Origin of the sequence: Bradyrhizobium sp. Arg816 (genome assembly GCF_029989365.1) — a bacterium.
Lineage (GTDB): Bacteria > Pseudomonadota > Alphaproteobacteria > Rhizobiales > Xanthobacteraceae > Bradyrhizobium.
Genome location: NZ_JAPRAQ010000004.1, coordinates 173260 through 189389, shown reverse-complemented (window position 1 = coordinate 189389; position 16130 = coordinate 173260). Strand labels below are relative to the sequence as shown.

17 protein-coding genes are annotated in these 16130 nt (G+C 64.5%); 10 read left to right on the top strand and 7 right to left on the bottom strand.

The window, feature by feature from the left end; translation table 11 throughout:
* Positions 1-17 precede the first annotated feature (17 nt).
* Together OWC48_RS12320 and OWC48_RS12315 are read left to right on the top strand one after the other, a co-directional pair.
* Positions 18-1115, top strand: a complete 1098-nt coding sequence (locus tag OWC48_RS12320; protein WP_282520230.1) for a tetratricopeptide repeat protein — start codon at positions 18-20, stop codon at positions 1113-1115.
* Positions 1116-1128: 13 nt separating this feature from the next.
* On the top strand, positions 1129-1785 hold the full coding sequence (locus OWC48_RS12315; RefSeq protein WP_282520229.1) for a hypothetical protein: 657 nt from the start codon (positions 1129-1131) through the stop codon (positions 1783-1785).
* Here OWC48_RS12315 and OWC48_RS12310 read toward each other — a convergent pair.
* Positions 1768-2280, bottom strand: coding sequence for a hypothetical protein (locus OWC48_RS12310; protein ID WP_282520228.1), 513 nt, complete (start codon positions 2278-2280; stop codon positions 1768-1770). The two genes, OWC48_RS12315 and OWC48_RS12310, sit on opposite strands and share 18 nt — an antisense overlap.
* Positions 2281-2349: 69 nt before the next feature.
* Positions 2350-5190, bottom strand: coding sequence for a preprotein translocase subunit SecA (gene secA / locus OWC48_RS12305; protein ID WP_282520227.1), 2841 nt, complete (start codon positions 5188-5190; stop codon positions 2350-2352).
* Positions 5191-5544: 354 nt separating this feature from the next.
* Between secA and OWC48_RS12300 the strand changes: the two genes are divergently transcribed.
* The 3 genes from OWC48_RS12300 to OWC48_RS12290 all read left to right on the top strand — a co-directional run bounded on the left by OWC48_RS12300 (position 5545) and on the right by OWC48_RS12290 (position 8228).
* Positions 5545-6465 (top strand): peptidylprolyl isomerase, encoded by a 921-nt coding sequence (locus tag OWC48_RS12300; RefSeq protein WP_282520226.1) that lies wholly within the window; start codon positions 5545-5547, stop codon positions 6463-6465.
* 100 nt (positions 6466-6565) lie between these two features.
* Positions 6566-7807 carry a bifunctional glutamate N-acetyltransferase/amino-acid acetyltransferase ArgJ gene (gene argJ / locus OWC48_RS12295; RefSeq protein WP_282520225.1) on the top strand — a complete coding sequence of 414 codons (1242 nt, stop codon included), beginning with the start codon at positions 6566-6568 and terminating at the stop codon, positions 7805-7807.
* 10 nt (positions 7808-7817) lie between these two features.
* On the top strand, positions 7818-8228 hold the full coding sequence (locus OWC48_RS12290) for a (deoxy)nucleoside triphosphate pyrophosphohydrolase (protein ID WP_038959663.1): 411 nt from the start codon (positions 7818-7820) through the stop codon (positions 8226-8228).
* Between the two features lie 136 nt (positions 8229-8364).
* On the opposite strand, the gene OWC48_RS12285 is transcribed toward OWC48_RS12290, so the two are convergent.
* A complete protein-coding gene (locus tag OWC48_RS12285) occupies positions 8365-9231 on the bottom strand; it encodes a methyltransferase domain-containing protein (protein WP_282520224.1) in 867 nt (288 codons plus the stop codon).
* 95 nt (positions 9232-9326) lie between these two features.
* Here OWC48_RS12285 and OWC48_RS12280 point away from each other — a divergent pair, with 95 nt between their 5' ends.
* From OWC48_RS12280 to OWC48_RS12265, 4 genes are read left to right on the top strand one after another with little or no spacing between them, the layout of a single operon-like run.
* A complete protein-coding gene (locus OWC48_RS12280; RefSeq protein WP_282520223.1) occupies positions 9327-10094 on the top strand; it encodes a ComF family protein in 768 nt (255 codons plus the stop codon).
* A 35-nt stretch (positions 10095-10129) separates the two neighbouring features.
* On the top strand, positions 10130-10405 hold the full coding sequence (grxC, locus tag OWC48_RS12275; protein ID WP_071908487.1) for a glutaredoxin 3: 276 nt from the start codon (positions 10130-10132) through the stop codon (positions 10403-10405).
* Positions 10402-11292, top strand: coding sequence for a carbon-nitrogen hydrolase family protein (locus OWC48_RS12270; protein ID WP_282520222.1), 891 nt, complete (start codon positions 10402-10404; stop codon positions 11290-11292). The genes grxC and OWC48_RS12270 overlap by 4 nt, the downstream gene beginning before the upstream one ends.
* Positions 11289-11771 (top strand): DUF1178 family protein, encoded by a 483-nt coding sequence (locus OWC48_RS12265; RefSeq protein WP_071908489.1) that lies wholly within the window; start codon positions 11289-11291, stop codon positions 11769-11771. Before OWC48_RS12270 ends, OWC48_RS12265 begins: the two co-directional genes overlap by 4 nt.
* A 13-nt stretch (positions 11772-11784) precedes the next feature.
* On the opposite strand, the gene OWC48_RS12260 is transcribed toward OWC48_RS12265, so the two are convergent.
* From OWC48_RS12260 to OWC48_RS12245, 4 genes are all read right to left on the bottom strand, one after another.
* Positions 11785-12684 carry an EamA family transporter gene (locus OWC48_RS12260; protein ID WP_282520221.1) on the bottom strand — a complete coding sequence of 300 codons (900 nt, stop codon included), beginning with the start codon at positions 12682-12684 and terminating at the stop codon, positions 11785-11787.
* A gap of 265 nt (positions 12685-12949) precedes the next feature.
* Positions 12950-13231: a GIY-YIG nuclease family protein gene (locus tag OWC48_RS12255; protein WP_282520220.1), complete on the bottom strand. Its 282-nt coding sequence runs from the start codon at positions 13229-13231 to the stop codon at positions 12950-12952.
* A gap of 94 nt (positions 13232-13325) precedes the next feature.
* Complete coding sequence (gene ubiG, locus OWC48_RS12250; protein WP_282520219.1) at positions 13326-14099, bottom strand: bifunctional 2-polyprenyl-6-hydroxyphenol methylase/3-demethylubiquinol 3-O-methyltransferase UbiG; 774 nt, start codon at positions 14097-14099, stop codon at positions 13326-13328.
* Positions 14100-14113: 14 nt separating this feature from the next.
* Positions 14114-14581, bottom strand: coding sequence for a PH domain-containing protein (locus OWC48_RS12245; RefSeq protein WP_282520218.1), 468 nt, complete (start codon positions 14579-14581; stop codon positions 14114-14116).
* 173 nt (positions 14582-14754) lie between these two features.
* Here OWC48_RS12245 and OWC48_RS12240 point away from each other — a divergent pair, with 173 nt between their 5' ends.
* Positions 14755-16011, top strand: a complete 1257-nt coding sequence (locus OWC48_RS12240) for an aspartate kinase (protein ID WP_282520217.1) — start codon at positions 14755-14757, stop codon at positions 16009-16011.
* Positions 16012-16130 lie beyond the last annotated feature (119 nt).

Sequence of the window (16130 nt, the reverse complement as noted above, 5' to 3'; positions counted from 1 at the left end):
CTTTCATGACATCTCACATGGTCGACAAACATCTCGTCCACATTGCGGGACTCGAGAAGAAGTTCGGCGCGGCGAGCGAGGAGGTCGCAGTGGCGCTCGACACGCTCGCCGGCCTGATCTGCCAATATGAGGAATCGGAGGACGCGGTCCCCTATTTCGAGCGCTGCCTCGCGATTCGGGAGACGCTGCGCGGACCCGCGTCGATCCTGCCCTGGATTGACGGGTGGCTCGGCCAGCGCCACCCCATGAGCTTCAAGGCGCGCGAGCCGTTCCTGCTGAAGCGGCTCGACATCATGGCGAGCACGCAGGGGGAATTCGATCGGCGCATCAGCGACCAATGCGACTCGCTTGCTTCGATCTATCTCAATCTCAATCGGCTGGCGGATGCACGAAGGCTGCTCGAACGCAGCCTCGCGATCAAGGAACGTTTGAAAGGCGCCCACAGCGCAGACGTCGTGCCGACGCTCGGAACCCTGATCGATATCTGCCTTCGCGAACGCAAGCGGGAGCAGGCCGACCGCTATCTCGAGCAACATCTCGATGCGATGGACGCCGCCTTTGGCGAGACCACCAAGGAGGCGGCCGCGGCGATGGTCCCGCTCGCGGTGACGCTGATCTCATCGAGCCAATTCGAGCGGCCGCGCTACGAGCCGGAAGGCATCCGCAGGGCACGCGTGCTGTTCGAGGCGGCTCTCACGATCTACGAGGAGCAATCCGGTCCGGACAGCGTGGAGGTCCAACGAACGTTGGAGAGGATTTCGCGCGCATGCCTGGAAAGCGGCCAGTTTCACCACGCCGCCCCTCTCCTCAAGCGCCTGCTGTCGATCTGCGAGCGCATCTACGGTGACGATGCCGCGGCTCTGCTCTGGATTCTCAGCGAGCTCGCGCATGGCTATGCCGATGCCGGATCGATGGAGGCTGAGCCATTGCTGGAGCGCAGCCACGACGTGCTGCGCCGTTTCCTCGACGCCGGCAAACCGACCGTCCGGCAAGAGATCAGGGATTTGGCAGGGGACAAGCAGGTGCTCTACCGCGGTCGCGGCAATCTCGTCGAGCGACTCGTCCGTACATCGGAGATGGTTCGCGGCATCACGAGGAAACGATGGGGCGCATAGAGGAACATTCAGGATGACCAGCTACGACACCAAGAGGCTGCGCTGCTATTGCTGCGGCAAGACGTCCGAGCAGACCATCCTGATGAGCACGAACTCGTTCGGCTCACCCGACCTCGATCAACGATCGGCCGGAATGGAGCGCTCCACAATCGACACTTGGCTGCAGGAGTGCCCGTTTTGCGGCTACGTGGCCTTCGATCTCGAGAAGGGAGACGAACGCGCAATGACCTTCGTCGAGACCGCCGAATTCCGCGCCGCCTCGACCGATCCCTCGCCCGATCCGGTGGAGCGGCGTTTTCTGGCCCGCGCCGCCTTCGACGTGCACTGCGGCGACCGGCGGGCGGCGTTCCTGAGTACGCTCTCTGCGGCCTGGGTCGCCGACGACCGGAAGGCGCTATCGGAGGCGACCGCGTTGCGCCTCAAGGCCGCTGCACATCTAGCAGGACACAGGATCAGGTCGATGGACACACGGTTGCTGCTGCTCGACGTGCTGAGGCGAGCGTCGAGCTGGGAGGCCGCGGATGCGTTGACAACCGAGCTGATCGCGGAAGAGCTCGAGCATCCTTTCGCCGAGATCGTGTCGTTTCATCGGGAGCGGATCGAGGCAAAGGACAATGGCCGCTACACGATTGCAGAGGCTCTCGCGGGTAAATCAAAAGCAGCTGGATGAGTCGTCGCCACGGCAAGCTGCTTTGTACCGCGCCGCGGATTCCCAAGGCTTGCCCTCCATTCCCATCATTCCGAAATTGGCCACCTGGCTCCGGTTATCCGGCGGTTGTCCGCCAGCATTTGCTGGTAACGGGCAAAGTACTCCTTCGTGCCGTCGCAAATGTCCCTTTTCAAAATCCCGCAGTGCCTGGAGAGAATTTCGGAGCAGCGTTCGAGTTCGCTCCTCCAGACGGCGATCAATCTCGTCTTCAGCAACATCGTAGTTTGTCCGAAACTTCCAATCGGTGCCTTGGTGGCGAACGGAAAGGGTCAGCCTGTTACCCTTCATCGCCATTCGGGTGTATCGGCCAGCCGCGTTCGCACTCACGAGAGACAACTCGTCGGCCGAGCCGGCCGGGCAACCGATCGATATGGGGAAGAATCGTTCTGCATCGACCTCGGCAGATGCTGAGACCGCCATCGCCAACAAGACAGCGAGCGCTGTCAGCGACGTCAAGGGAGTTATCCACTTAAGGCCGTCGTGACGAATCTGCATCATCACGACAGCCACCGTTCGCCAGCGCCCTTACGCGTACCGCCCGTGACAGTGCTTGTACTTCTTGCCTGAGCCACACGGGCAATCCTCGTTGCGGCCGACCTTGCCCCAGCTTGCCGGGTTCTTCGGATCGCGAAGAGCTGCATCGGAAGCCTGCGCACCGAGCGTGACGCTGGCGAGCGCCATTTCGTCCTCGCCGGTGTTCGGGTCGAACTTGTGCGCTTCCATCTGCGGCAGGACAGGAGCTTCCTGCTCCGGCGGGACGATCTCGACGCGCATCAGCTGCGCCGTGACGGCCTCGCGCAGATGCGCGCTCATCTCCTGGAAGAGATTGAAGGCCTCGGTCTTGTACTCCTGCAACGGATCGCGCTGGCCGTAGCCACGCAGGCCGATGACCTGGCGCAGATGGTCGAGCATGATCAGATGCTCGCGCCAGAGATGGTCGAGCGTCTGGAGCAAAATGGTCTTCTCGACGTAACGCATCACGTCGGGACCCCATTGCCCGACCTTGGCCGCCATGTGCTCCTCGGCTTTGGTCTCGATGCGGGTGAGCAGCTCCTCGTCGGCGATGCCCTCTTCCTTGGCCCAGTCGTCGACCGGCAGGTCGAGATCGAGCACGCGCTTCAGCTCTTCCTTCAGGCCGGCCACGTCCCACTGCTCGGCATAGGCATGCTCGGGCACGTGCTTGGCGACGAGATCGTCGATGAAGGCGTGCCGCATGTCGGAGATCGTCTCGGCGACGCTCTCGTCCTTCATCAGGTCGACGCGCTGGTCGAAGATCACCTTGCGCTGGTCGTTCTGGACGTTGTCGAACTTGAGCAGGTTCTTGCGGATGTCGAAGTTGCGCGCCTCGACCTTCTGCTGCGCCTTCTCCAGCGCCTTGTTGATCCAGGGATGGATGATCGCCTCGCCTTCCTTGAGGCCGAGACGCTGCAGCATGCTGTCGAGGCGATCCGAGCCGAAGATGCGCATCAGATCGTCTTCCAGCGACAGGAAGAACTTCGAGCGGCCGGGGTCGCCCTGACGGCCGGAACGGCCGCGCAGCTGGTTGTCGATGCGGCGGGATTCGTGACGCTCGGATCCCATGATGTAGAGGCCGCCGGGCTTCTTCACGGTCTTGGCGGGCTTGCTACCCTTCGCCGGCTCGATCTCGACCTCTTCCTCGGCCTTCAGCACGATGTCGCGGAAGTGCTCGATGTCGGCCTTGATCTGCTCGATCTTCTTCGCCTTCTCGGCCTCGTCCTCGATGCCCGCAGTCTCCTGCTGGATCCGCATCTCGAGCGAGCCGCCGAGCTTGATGTCGGTACCGCGGCCGGCCATGTTGGTGGCGATCGTGATCGCGCCGGGCACGCCGGCTTCCGCGACGATATAGGCTTCCTGCTCGTGGAAGCGCGCGTTCAGCACCGCGAACAGCTTTGCCGGCTTGCCGGCGCGGGCCGCGGCGTACAGCTTCTGCATCGAGTTCTCGTTGCCGAAATCGATCTGCCGGTAGCCGTGCTTCTTGAGGTATTCGGCGATCACTTCCGATTTTTCGATCGAGGCGGTGCCGACCAGCACCGGCTGCAGCCGCGCATTGGCGCGCTCGATCTCGGCCAGGATCGCGGCGTATTTCTCGTTCTGGGTGCGATAGACCTCGTCGTCCTCGTCCAGACGGGCGACTGCGAGGTTGGTCGGGATTTCCACGACCTCGAGCTTGTAGATGTCGAACAATTCGTCGGCTTCGGTCAGCGCCGTGCCGGTCATGCCGGCGAGCTTTTCGTACATCCGGAAATAGTTCTGGAAGGTGATCGAGGCCAGCGTCTGGTTTTCCGGCTGGACCTGGACATGCTCCTTGGCTTCAAGCGCCTGGTGCAGGCCTTCCGAATAGCGCCGGCCGGCCATCATGCGTCCGGTGAACTCGTCGATGATGACGACCTCGTCGTCGCGGACGATGTAGTCCTTGTCGCGCGTGAACAGGGTGTGGGCGCGCAGCGCCTGGTTGATGTGGTGCACGACGGAAACGTTCTCGACGTCGTAGAGCGACTCGCCCTTGAGCTGGCCGGCGTCGCGCAGCAACGTCTCGATCTTCTCCATGCCGCCTTCGGTCAGCGTCACCGTACGCTGCTTCTCGTCGACCTCGTAATCGGTCTTGTCGAGCTTGGGCAGGAAGCCGTCGATGGTATTGTAGAAGTCCGAACGGTCGTCGAGCGGGCCGGAGATGATCAGCGGCGTGCGCGCTTCGTCGATCAGGATGGAGTCGACCTCGTCGACGATGGCGTAGAAGTGCGGCCGCTGGACCATGTCCTCGAGCCGGTACTTCATGTTGTCGCGCAGATAGTCGAAGCCGTATTCGTTGTTGGTGCCGTAGGTGATGTCACAGGCATAGGCCGTCTTGCGCTCGGCATCGTCCAGGCCGTGCACGATCACGCCGGTGGTCATGCCGAGGAAGCCGTAGATCTGACCCATCCAGCCGGAGTCGCGGCGGGCGAGGTAGTCGTTGACGGTGACGACGTGGACGCCTTTGCCCGCGAGCGCGTTGAGGTACACCGCGAGCGTTGCGACCAGCGTCTTGCCTTCGCCGGTCTTCATCTCGGCGATGTCGCCCTCGTGCAGCACGATGCCGCCGATCAGCTGCACGTCGAAATGCCGCTGGCCGAGCGTGCGCTTGGCGGCTTCGCGCACGGTGGCGAAGGCCGGCACCAGCAGATCGTCGAGCGTCTTGCCCTCGGCGAGCTGCTTCTTGAATTCGGCGGTACGGGCCTTCAGCGCCTCGTCGGAGAGTTTCGAAACCTCCGGCTCCAGCGCGTTGATCGCGTTGACGCGGGACTGGTATCCCTTCACCCGCCGGTCGTTGGCGGAGCCGAAAAACTTGCGGGCGAGCGCGCCGATCATGCCTAGTTCCTGTGTTCGCGATTCAACCGCGTTGCAGCCAAGAAGTTGTCACCCCCCTGCCTATCAACTCACCGTGACGCCTGATGGCGCCAGAGCCCGGACTGCGGGGGGTCATCCGCCATATGGGTGGGAATTGGGCAAGTCTGGGTTCAACGGCCAAAAACGCAGCAAAATAAACGCCATCGCCATGGTCGCGACCGGGCAGAGATATGGCCCGGTCAGGGCCTTGTCAACGGCGGGCGCATTGCGGCTAATTCATCATTTTGACAGACTTTTCGCGTTGCCAAGGCCCCCTGAATTAGGCGAGTGTCCGCCCGCTTCGAGCAGCCCCCTGCTTCAACAAAAGGATTTTCCATGACCACCTCGTTCCCGGTAACCAAAACCGGCCTGCGCTTCGGCCTCGCCACCGCCCTCGTGGGCTGCCTTGCGCTGGCGCTGATCGCGGGTCCCGGCCGGGCCGCCGACGATCCGGTGCTGGCGAAGGTCAATGGCGCGGAAATCAAGAAGAGCGACGTCGCCATGGCCGAGGAGGAACTCGGGGCGAGCCTCGCCCAGATGGACCCGGCGACCAAGGACGAGAACGTCCTGTCCTTCCTGATCGACATGAAAATCGTCAGCAAGGCTGCCGAGGACAAGAAGGTTGCCGACAGCGAGGAGTTCAAGAAGCGCCTGGCGTTCGCCCGCAACCGCCTGCTGATGGATAGCCTGCTCGCCAACGAGGGCAAGGCCGCCAACACCCCCGACGCCATGAAGAAGGTCTATGAGGAGGCCTCCAAGCAGATCACCGGCGAGCAGGAGGTACGCGCCCGCCACATCCTGGTCGAGACCGAGGACGAGGCCAAGGCGGTGAAGGCCGAGCTCGACAAGGGCGCCGATTTCGCCGAGCTCGCCAAGAAGAAGTCCAAGGATCCGGGCTCCGCCGATGGCGGCGACCTCGGCTTCTTCACCAAGGAGCAGATGGTGCCGGAATTCTCGGCCGTGGCCTTCGCGCTGGAGCCAGGCAAGATCTCCGATCCCGTGAAGTCGCAGTTCGGCTGGCACATCATCAAGGTCGAGGAAAAGCGCAGCCGCAAGGCGCCGGACTTCGAGCAGGTCAAGGCCCAGATCGAGAGCTACGTCACCCGCAAGGCCCAGGCCGACTTCGTCGCCAAGCTCCGCACTGAAGCCAAGGTCGAGCGGCTGGACCAGCCCGCGGCGGATGCCAAGCCGGATGCCAAGCCGGCCGACCCTGCCAAGCCGTCCGACAGCAAGATGGCGCCCCCCGCGAAGAAGTAAGAATTCGCTGTCACTTCGCGGACGCCAATAGTATCTAACGTCGCAATGGCCGGGCAAATGCCCGGCCATCTGCATATCCAGACCTCACCAAGGCGCCCCGATGTCCTCCTCCGTCTCCCCGCTCGCCCCCAAAACTGTCCCCGACATGCCCGTGATCGCGGGTGTCCGTCTTGCGACGGCCGAAGCCGGCATCCGCTACAAGAACCGCACCGACGTGCTGCTGGCGGTGATGGACAAGGGCACCGCGGTCGCGGGCGTCTTCACCAGGTCGAAATGCCCCTCCGCACCGGTGGAATGGTGCCGCGCCAAGCTGAAGGGCGGCAAGGCGCGCGCGCTGGTGGTGAATTCCGGCAACGCCAATGCCTTCACCGGTAAGACCGGCCGCAGCTCCACCGCACTGACCGCGAAGATCGCGGCCAAGGCGGTCGGATGCAGCGAGGGTGAGATCTTCCTGGCCTCGACCGGCGTGATCGGCGAGCCGCTGGACGCGACCAAGTTCGACGGTGTGCTTGGCCGGCTGGCCGAGACGGCCGAGTCCGGCGACTATCTCGCCGCGGCCAAGGCGATCATGACCACCGACACCTTCCCGAAGGTCGCGACCGCGACCGTCAAGCTCGGCAAGGCCAAGGTTACCATCAACGGCATGGCCAAGGGCGCCGGCATGATCGCCCCCGACATGGCGACGATGCTGTCCTTCATCTTCACCGACGCGCCGATCGCGCCGGCCGCCCTGCAAGCGCTGCTCAAGGCCGGCGTCGAGGACACCTTCAACGCGGTGACGATCGACGGCGACACCTCGACCTCGGACACGCTGCTGGCCTTCGCCACCGGCGCCGCCGCCGAGCACGGCGCGCCAAAGATCAGCCGGGCCAGCGATCCCCGCCTGAAGGCCTTCGTCAAGGCCTTCAACCAGGTGCTCGCCAATCTCTCCGAGCAGGTCGCCCGCGACGGCGAAGGCGCGCGAAAGCTGGTCGAGATCACCGTCGAGGGCGCCAAGACCAAGGCCTCGGCGCGCAAGATCGCGATGTCGATTGCCAACTCGCCGCTGGTCAAGACCGCAATCGCCGGCGAGGACGCCAATTGGGGCCGCGTGGTGATGGCGGTCGGCAAGGCCGGCGAGCCGGCCGATCGCGACAAGCTCTCGATCTCCTTCAACGGCATCCGCGTCGCCAAGAGCGGCACGCGCGATCCGTCCTATGACGAGAAGCAGGTGTCGGAGGCGATGAAGGCGCCGGAGATCGCGATCAAGGTCTCGCTCGGCCTCGGCAAGGGCCGCGACCGCGTGCTGACCTGCGACCTCACCAAGGAATATGTCGCGATCAACGGGGACTACAGGTCTTAAGCGGACGCCGATGGCCGATCTCAAACTGACACTGGTGGTGGCCTGCGCGCTCGTCGACGCCGACAAGCGCGTCCTGATCGCGCAGCGCCCGGAGGGCAAGACGCTTGCGGGCCTCTGGGAATTCCCCGGCGGCAAGCTCGAGCCCGGCGAGCGGCCGGAGCAGAGCCTGATCCGCGAGCTGCATGAAGAGCTCGGCATCACCGTCGCCGAACCGTGCCTGGCGCCGCTGACCTTTGCGAGCTACGGCTACGAGACCTTTCACCTGCTGATGCCGCTTTACATCTGCCGGCGCTGGGAGGGGCTGGTCACCCCGCGCGAAGGCCAGACCCTGGCCTGGGTCCGCGCCAACAAGCTGCGCGACTACCCGATGCCGCCCGCGGACATCCCGCTGATCCCGCATCTCATTGATTTGCTGATGTGAGGCCGGACCTCATCCTGAGGAGCGCGGCACGCGCGTCTCGAAGGATGGCCACACGGCAACAGCAGGGCCTGCATGGTTCTCGCGGCGATGCGAAGCATCGTCCGCTAGGCGCTGACGCGCCTCCTCACCATGAGGATTACTCTTTCCCCGCCTTCTTCACCGCCTCCGCCAGGCTCGCTTTCGCCGACCCCGGCTTGAGCGGCTGCTGCTGGCTCGCATGCGGGGCCCAGCCGGAGAGCCAGATGATGTCGAATGTCGCACGGATGCGGCCGTCGGCATCGGCAAAGCGTTCGGCGTAGATTTCGGCCATGCGCAGCAGCGTCGCGCGGGGCGTCGGCGTGCGCCGCCGCTCGATCAGCACATTGGCCGCGCCCATGCGGCGGAGATCCTGCATCAGCGCAAACGCATTGGCGTAGCGCACCACGACACGGTCGACATCGGTGACCGGAAGCGCAAAGCCTGCGCGCTGCAACAGCGCGCCGATGTCGCGCAAATCCGCGAACGGGGCCACGCGCGGCGACACGCCGCCCTCGCATTCGGCCTCCGCCGCGGCAAAGGCCTGCCGCAGCTCCGTTAAACTGTCGCCTCCGATCATCGCGGCGAGCAGCAGACCATCGGGCTTCAGCGCACGGCGGATCTGCGCGAACACGCCCGGCAGGTCGTTGACGAATTGCAGCGCCAGCGCCGAGACGACGAGGTCGAGACTTTCCGGGGCAAAGGGCAGTTTTTCCGCGCCCGCTTCGTCGAGCGCGATCCGCCGAAGTGATGGCGGCCCCGTGAGCCCCTCTCCGGGCGTCCAGAGATCGGCCGCAGCATGAAACTCCCGCATCACGGCGGCCAGCCGGTCGGTCATGTCCTCTGCAACGCGATCGAGCAGGAATGTCGCCTTGCCCTGCGCATGTGCGCGCCGCTGCCGCGCATGCAGCAATGCGCGATCGAACAGAGCGGGCGGGATTTGCGGGTTCTGGGCCATGCCGCTGGTTACGCCGATCACGACCGCCATGGCAATCTCCTCTCTCGTGTCCCGGACGCGCAGCAGCGCTCTTAGCGCTGCTGCGCTGCGTCCGGGGCACGAGACTGAGTCACTTGAGTGCGCCGTTGCGTGCCGCGTGGACGGCCGGCCGCCACGTGCTGTCACGCGCCGCACGGCTCGCGCTTGACATTGCGCTGCCGACGCTGTGCGTGTCCTGCCGCGAGCCGGTCGATGGCGAGGGCGTCTGCGCGGCCTGCTGGGCGCGGCTGTCGTTCATCGAACGGCCCTATTGCCCGCGGCTCGGCATTCCCTTCGTCTATGATCCCGGCCCCGAGATGCTGTCGATGGAGGCGATCGCGAGCCCGCCGGCCTACCAGCGTGCACGCGCGGCGGTGCGCTATGACGACGTCGCGCGCACGCTGGTGCATGCGCTGAAATACCAGGACCGTACCGATCTGGCGCCGGCCATGGGCCGCTGGATGGCGCGCGCGGGCGCCGAACTGCTCACCGGAGCCGACATGCTGGTGCCCGTTCCCCTGCATTGGCGCCGGGCATGGCGCCGCCGCTACAACCAGTCCGGGGCGCTGGCGCGCATCATCGCGCGGCAGAGCGGTGTCAGGGTGCGCGGCGACGTGCTGCGCCGGGTGCGCGCGACCGAGCAGCAGATCGGCCTGTCGCGGACCCAGCGCGCCACCAATGTGCAGGGCGCATTTCAGGTATCCCCCGACCGCCAGGCGGACATCCAGGGCCGTCGCATCGTCCTGATCGACGATGTCCTGACCTCGGGGGCGACGCTGGACGCCTGTGCGCGAGCCCTGCTCCGTGCCAAGGCGGCCCAGGTGGACGTGCTGGTCTTCGCCCGGGTTGTCGAGAGCGGCCCCCGTCCCATATAATTCAATGACTTCATGACATGAGAGCGCCAGACGACATGACCGACGCTGTCGAAATCTACACCAGGCCGGGCTGTGGCTATTGTTCCGCCGCCAAATCGCTGCTGACCCGCAAGAAGGCGACCTTCACGGAGTTCGACATCGCCAAGAACCCGTCCTGGCGCGAAGAGATGTACGACCGCGCCGGCGGGGGCTCGACTTTCCCGCAGATCTGGATCGGCGGAACCCATGTCGGCGGTTGCGACGAGCTCTATGCGCTCGACCGCGAGGGCAAGCTCGACGGCCTGCTCGAAAGCGTAAAGGCGGTGTCATGAGCCAGGATCAAGCTCAAGATCGCACCTTCACCGCCGCGATGGTGCAGATGCGCACCGGCCTGATGCCGGAGCCCAGCCTCGCGCAGGCCACCAGGCTGATCCGGCAGGCTGCGGCCGATGGCGCCGACTACGTGCAGACGCCCGAAGTCAGCAATATGATGCAGCTCAACCGCACGGCGCTGTTCGAGCACCTCCAGAGCGAAGAGGACGACACCTCGCTGAGGGCCTATCGCGCGCTCGCGGCCGAGCTGAAGATCCACATCCATGTCGGATCGCTGGCGCTGCGCTTCTCGCCGGAGAAGGCGGTCAATCGGTCCTTCCTGATCGGGCCCGAGGGCAATGTGCTCGCGAGCTACGACAAGATCCACATGTTCGACATCGAGTTGCCGGACGGCGAGAGCTATCGCGAATCCGCCAACTACCAGCCGGGCGAGACCGCCGTGATCTCCGACCTGCCCTGGGGCCGCGTCGGGCTGACGATCTGCTACGACGTGCGCTTCCCCGCGCTCTACCGCGCGCTGGCCGAGAGCGGCGCGTATTTCATCACCGTGCCCTCGGCCTTCACCCGCAAGACCGGCGAGGCGCACTGGCACATCCTGCTGCGCTCACGCGCGATCGAGACCGGCTGCTTCATCTTCGCGGCGGCGCAGGCCGGCCTGCACGAGAACAAGCGCGAGACCTATGGTCACTCGCTGATCATCGACCCCTGGGGCGAGATCCTCGCCGAGGGCGATGTCGAGCCCGGCATCATCATGGCCAAGATCGACCCGGCCAAGGTCGAGACCGCCCGCCGCGCGATCCCCTCGCTCCAGCACGGCCGCCGCTTCGGCGTCGCCGATCCCAAGGCCGGGCCGGACCATCTCCACCTCGTGCGGGGATCGGCATGATCCGCTACGCGCTCCACTGCGACCAAAGCCACGCATTCGAAAGCTGGTTCCAGAGCTCGTCGGCTTATGATTCGCAGGTGAAGCGCAAGCTCGTGACTTGCCCGATCTGCGGCTCGGCCAAGGTCGAGAAGGCGATCATGGCCCCGCGGATCATCGGCAAGAAGGGCCGCGGACGGGCGACGCCGCCGCCGGAGCCGGCCTCAACGCCAGCGCCCGAGGCTGCGCCGTCGGGACCGACCTCGCTGATGATGGCGCAGGAGCGCGAGTTGCGCGCCAAGCTCAAGGAGCTGCGCGATCACATCGTCAAGCACGCCGACAATGTCGGCGAGCGCTTTGCGAACGAAGCCCGCGCGATGCATTACGGCGACAAGGAGCACCGCCCGATCTATGGCGAGGCTTCGCCCGACGAGGCCAAGTCGCTGATCGACGAAGGCATCGAGGTGTCACCGCTGCCGACGCTGCCGGAAGACCGGAACTGACGCGCGAAGCGCGTCAGACTCCCACCAGCAACGCGACTCCAACCACGATCAGCGCGATACCAAAGATCTCGCGCGGCGCGATCGGCTGCTTGAACGAGTAGTACGCCACGCCTTGCGCGAACAGCACCTCGATCAAAGCGAGCGTGCGGACATTGGCGGCGGCCGTCAGCGCGAAAGCCAGGAACCAGAACTGCGAGGCGAAGGCGCCCATGAAGCCGGCGAGCAGCGACGGCTTCCACAATCCCAGGATCGACTGGAGCACCTTTGGCGCGCGCCAGAGCAGATAGATGGTCAGGATCAGCGTCTGCACGAACAGGCCGAGCACCAGTGTGAACGACGCCGCCGTCACGAAGGAGACGTCAGGCACGTTGATGATGGCGCCGCGGAAGCCAACGGCTGAGAGCGCGAACGCCGCGGCTGCAACGAGGCCCGTGATGGTCGGCCTCAATTCCGCAAAGCTCTTCTCGCCGCCGGGCCGAAGTGCGGTGATGACGACGCCGACGGTCGCGATCACGATCGCCAATACCTTCAGCCAGGTCAGATGATCGCCGAGGAACACGAAGCCGAAAATCGCGGTCTGGATCGCCTCGGTCTTCAGGTAGGCCGTCGTCACCACGAAGGAGCGATCGTTCATCGCGAGCAGCATCAGCCCGGTGGCGACGATCTGGCTGAGCGCCCCGAGCAGCAGCCAGGGCCAGAACACGGTCGGCGGCATGCCGAGGTGATCACCGGTTGCCACCAGCACCACGCCCAGAAACAGCAGCGAGAACGGGAAGCCGAACAGGAAGCGGATATTGGTCGCGCCCCAGGTCCCCAGCGGCTTCGTCAGCGACCGCTGCATCGCATTGCGCGCGACCTGGCCGAGCGCAGCAATGACGGTAAAGGGAATCCAGAGGCTGGCGATGGTGAGCATGGGTGGAAATGAGGCGGAGGGCTGAAGACTTTGGCCAACCTGCCGTTAGCGGCGAAGCAGGTCAATCACGCCCAGATCATAGGAGCGATGCTCACGCAACAAATTCGGTGTCGTCCCTGCGAACGCAGGGACCCATACCCCCAGGGAGAAGTGTGGCGAAGACTGCCGACCCGCACGTCTACCACCGCGCCGCTACCGACAGATTCCGCGGTATGGGTCCCTGCGTTCGCAGGGACGACAGCACTTGCTTGGCAACATCACACCGTCAAACCAGCAGATCGCCCAGGTCACGCCACTCGGGATTTTCCCGCTCGATCAGTTCGATCTTCCAGTCGCGTTTCCAGCGTTTCAGCTGCTTTTCGCGGGCAATCGCCTCTTCCGCTCGCTCGAAAGCCTCGGTGTAGACGAGCCGGTACACGTCGTAACGCTTAACGAATTTCGAGCCCTTGCCGGTCCGGTGCTCTTCCAACCGCTTCTGGAGCGAGTTGGTGATGCCGATGTAGAGCGTTCCGTGGTGGCGGCTGGCGAGGATGTAGACGTAGTACATGCTCGGGGCGCCTGTCTTAATTAGATCGGCCGGTGGTTATGGGTCCCTGCGTTCGCAGGGACGACACCTGCCCGTGAGTGACCAGCTCGGAACATCACACCATCCCTTCCGCCACGACCATGTAGTTCACGTCCATGTCGGAGGAGAGGGTCCATTTGTCGGCGAAGGGTGAGTAGACGACGCCGGTCTGCTCGGTGATGACGAGACGGTTGTCCAAAAGATACTTCGCCAGCTCGTCGGGGGTGACGAACTTGTTCCATTCGTGGGTGCCGCGCGGCAGCCAGCGCAGGACATATTCGGCGCCGACGATGGCGAGCGCAAAGCTCTTCCAGTTCCGGTTCAGCGTCGAGACCACCATCAGCCCGTTCGGCTTCAGCATCGCCGCGCAGCGCTTCAGGAAAACGCCGACATCGACGACGTGCTCGACCACTTCCATCGCCAGCACGATGTCGAAGCGCTCGCGCGGGTCGATCTCCTCGACCGTGGTGCAGCGGTAATCGATCGACAGATGGCTCTTGTCGGCATGCAGCTTCGCGGCGGCAATGTTGCTGACCGAGGGATCGACGCCGATGACCTGGGCACCGAGGCGCGACAGCGGCTCGCACAACAGGCCGGCGCCGCAGCCGATGTCGAGCACGCGCAGGCCGCCGAGGCAGTTGAGGCTGCGCACATTGCGCTCGAACTTGCGGCAGGCGGCGTCGCGGATGTAGCCGAGCCGTAGCGGGTTGATCCGGTGCAGCGGCGCCATCTTGCCGTTGGGATCCCACCACTCGGCCGAAAGTTTCGAGAATTTCGCGATCTCGGCGGCGTCGACGGTCGAGCCCGGCTGCGGGCTTGCGGTTGCGGAAGTATTTTGCTGCATGCTCATGGTTAGGCGCGGTCCTACCGCGTGGTGATCGAACTACGGAAGGCGAGCGGCGAGTCGACGGTCGTGATCTTTTCGATCCCCTCGCCAACGCCGCGAATCGTCACGTCGCCGTAGTTGAGAATACGTCCAAGAATCGACTGATCGACATCGACACTCTCGACCTTGTCCAGCGCCATTTCAAAGGTCCGGCGCTTGATGAACCCCGTCTTGTGCACAACCCGCAAGTTGGTGACGTCGGTCTCGGTCGTGAAGCGATGGAACCAGCCCTTGATGGTCCAGTAAAGGGCGGCCAGAGCTACGACGCCGGCGGCTATGAGGCACAGCACCCTGAGGCCATCGGCGGTGGCCTGCGGCATCAGGACGAGAAAGGCGAGAGCCACGATCCAGGCCACGATGGCCGGAAAATAGAAGATCCAGTGCGCATTGGTCGAATACAGCACCCGCTCGCCCGGTTGCAGGATCTCGTCGATATAACGCGCCATGATCTCGGTTAACCCATACCCCCAAGCCCAACCTTAGGCCGGACCTTACCCTGCCCCCGCAGGAACCCGCTTGCCCCCGGCCCCGCCGCTATGTATACGCGCGGTCGGTGTCCGCAGGCATTGCCTCGCGCGGGTCACCATACTGATCCTTATGAGGGAATGCACGCGTCGTCATGAGCCGCCTCGTGATGAAATTCGGCGGCACGTCCGTCGCCAATATCGAACGTATCCGCAACGTCGCACGCCATGTGAAGCGTGAGGTCGACGCCGGCCATGAAGTGGCCGTGGTCGTCTCGGCGATGTCCGGCAAAACCAACGAGCTGGTGGCCTGGTGCACCGAGGCCTCGCCGATGCACGACGCGCGCGAATACGACGCCGTGGTCGCCTCCGGCGAACAGGTGACGTCGGGCCTGCTCGCCATCGTGCTTCAGAGCATGGGCATCCAGGCCCGCTCCTGGCAGGGCTGGCAGATCCCGATCAAGACCAGCGACGCCCATGCCTCGGCCCGGATCGAGGACATCGACGGCAGCGAGATCATCAAGCGCTTCCGGGATCGCAAGGAAGTCGCGGTCATCGCCGGCTTCCAGGGCATCAACCCCGAAACGAATCGCATCACCACGCTCGGCCGCGGCGGCTCCGACACCTCGGCCGTGGCGATCGCCGCCGCCGTCAAGGCCGACCGCTGCGACATCTACACCGACGTCGACGGCGTCTACACCACCGACCCGCGAATCGTGCCGAAGGCCCGCCGCCTCGACAAGATCGCGTTCGAAGACATGCTGGAACTGGCCTCCCAGGGCGCAAAAGTGCTCCAGGTCCGCTCGGTGGAACTCGGCATGGTCCACAACATGCCGATCTTCGTCCGCTCGAGCTTCGACAAGCCCGAGGATATCGACCCGCATGCCAACCAGCCGCCCGGCACGCTGATCTGCAGCGAGGAGGAGATCATGGAAAGCCACGTCGTCACCGGCATCGCCTTTTCGAAGGACGAGGCCCAGATCTCGGTACGCCAGATCGAGGACAAGCCCGGCGTGGCAGCGTCGATCTTCGGCCCGCTGGCGGATGCCAATATCAACGTCGACATGATCGTTCAGAACGTCTCCGAGGACGGCAAGACCACCGATCTCACCTTCACGGTGCCGGCGGCCGACTACACCCGCGCCAAGGACACGATCACGGCCGCCAAGGGCAAGATCGGCTATGCCCGGCTCGATACCGCCACCGATGTCGCCAAGATATCGGTAATCGGCAGCGGCATGCGCAGCCATGCCGGTGTCGCCGCCCAGGCGTTCTCGGCCCTCGCCGGACGGAATATCAACATCCGGGCCATTACAACCTCCGAGATCAAATTCTCGGTTTTGATCGACACCGCCTATACCGAGCTTGCGGTGCGCACCCTGCATACGCTTTACGGTCTCGATCAGGCCTAGACGAATTTTCTCTTAGCGGCCGCAGCAAACGCGAAGGTGTACACACCTTCGCGTTTGGCAGGCGTTTTGCTTGGCAAAACAAGCCCCAATTCGCTATAGGGCGAAGAGGGTGGGCTGCC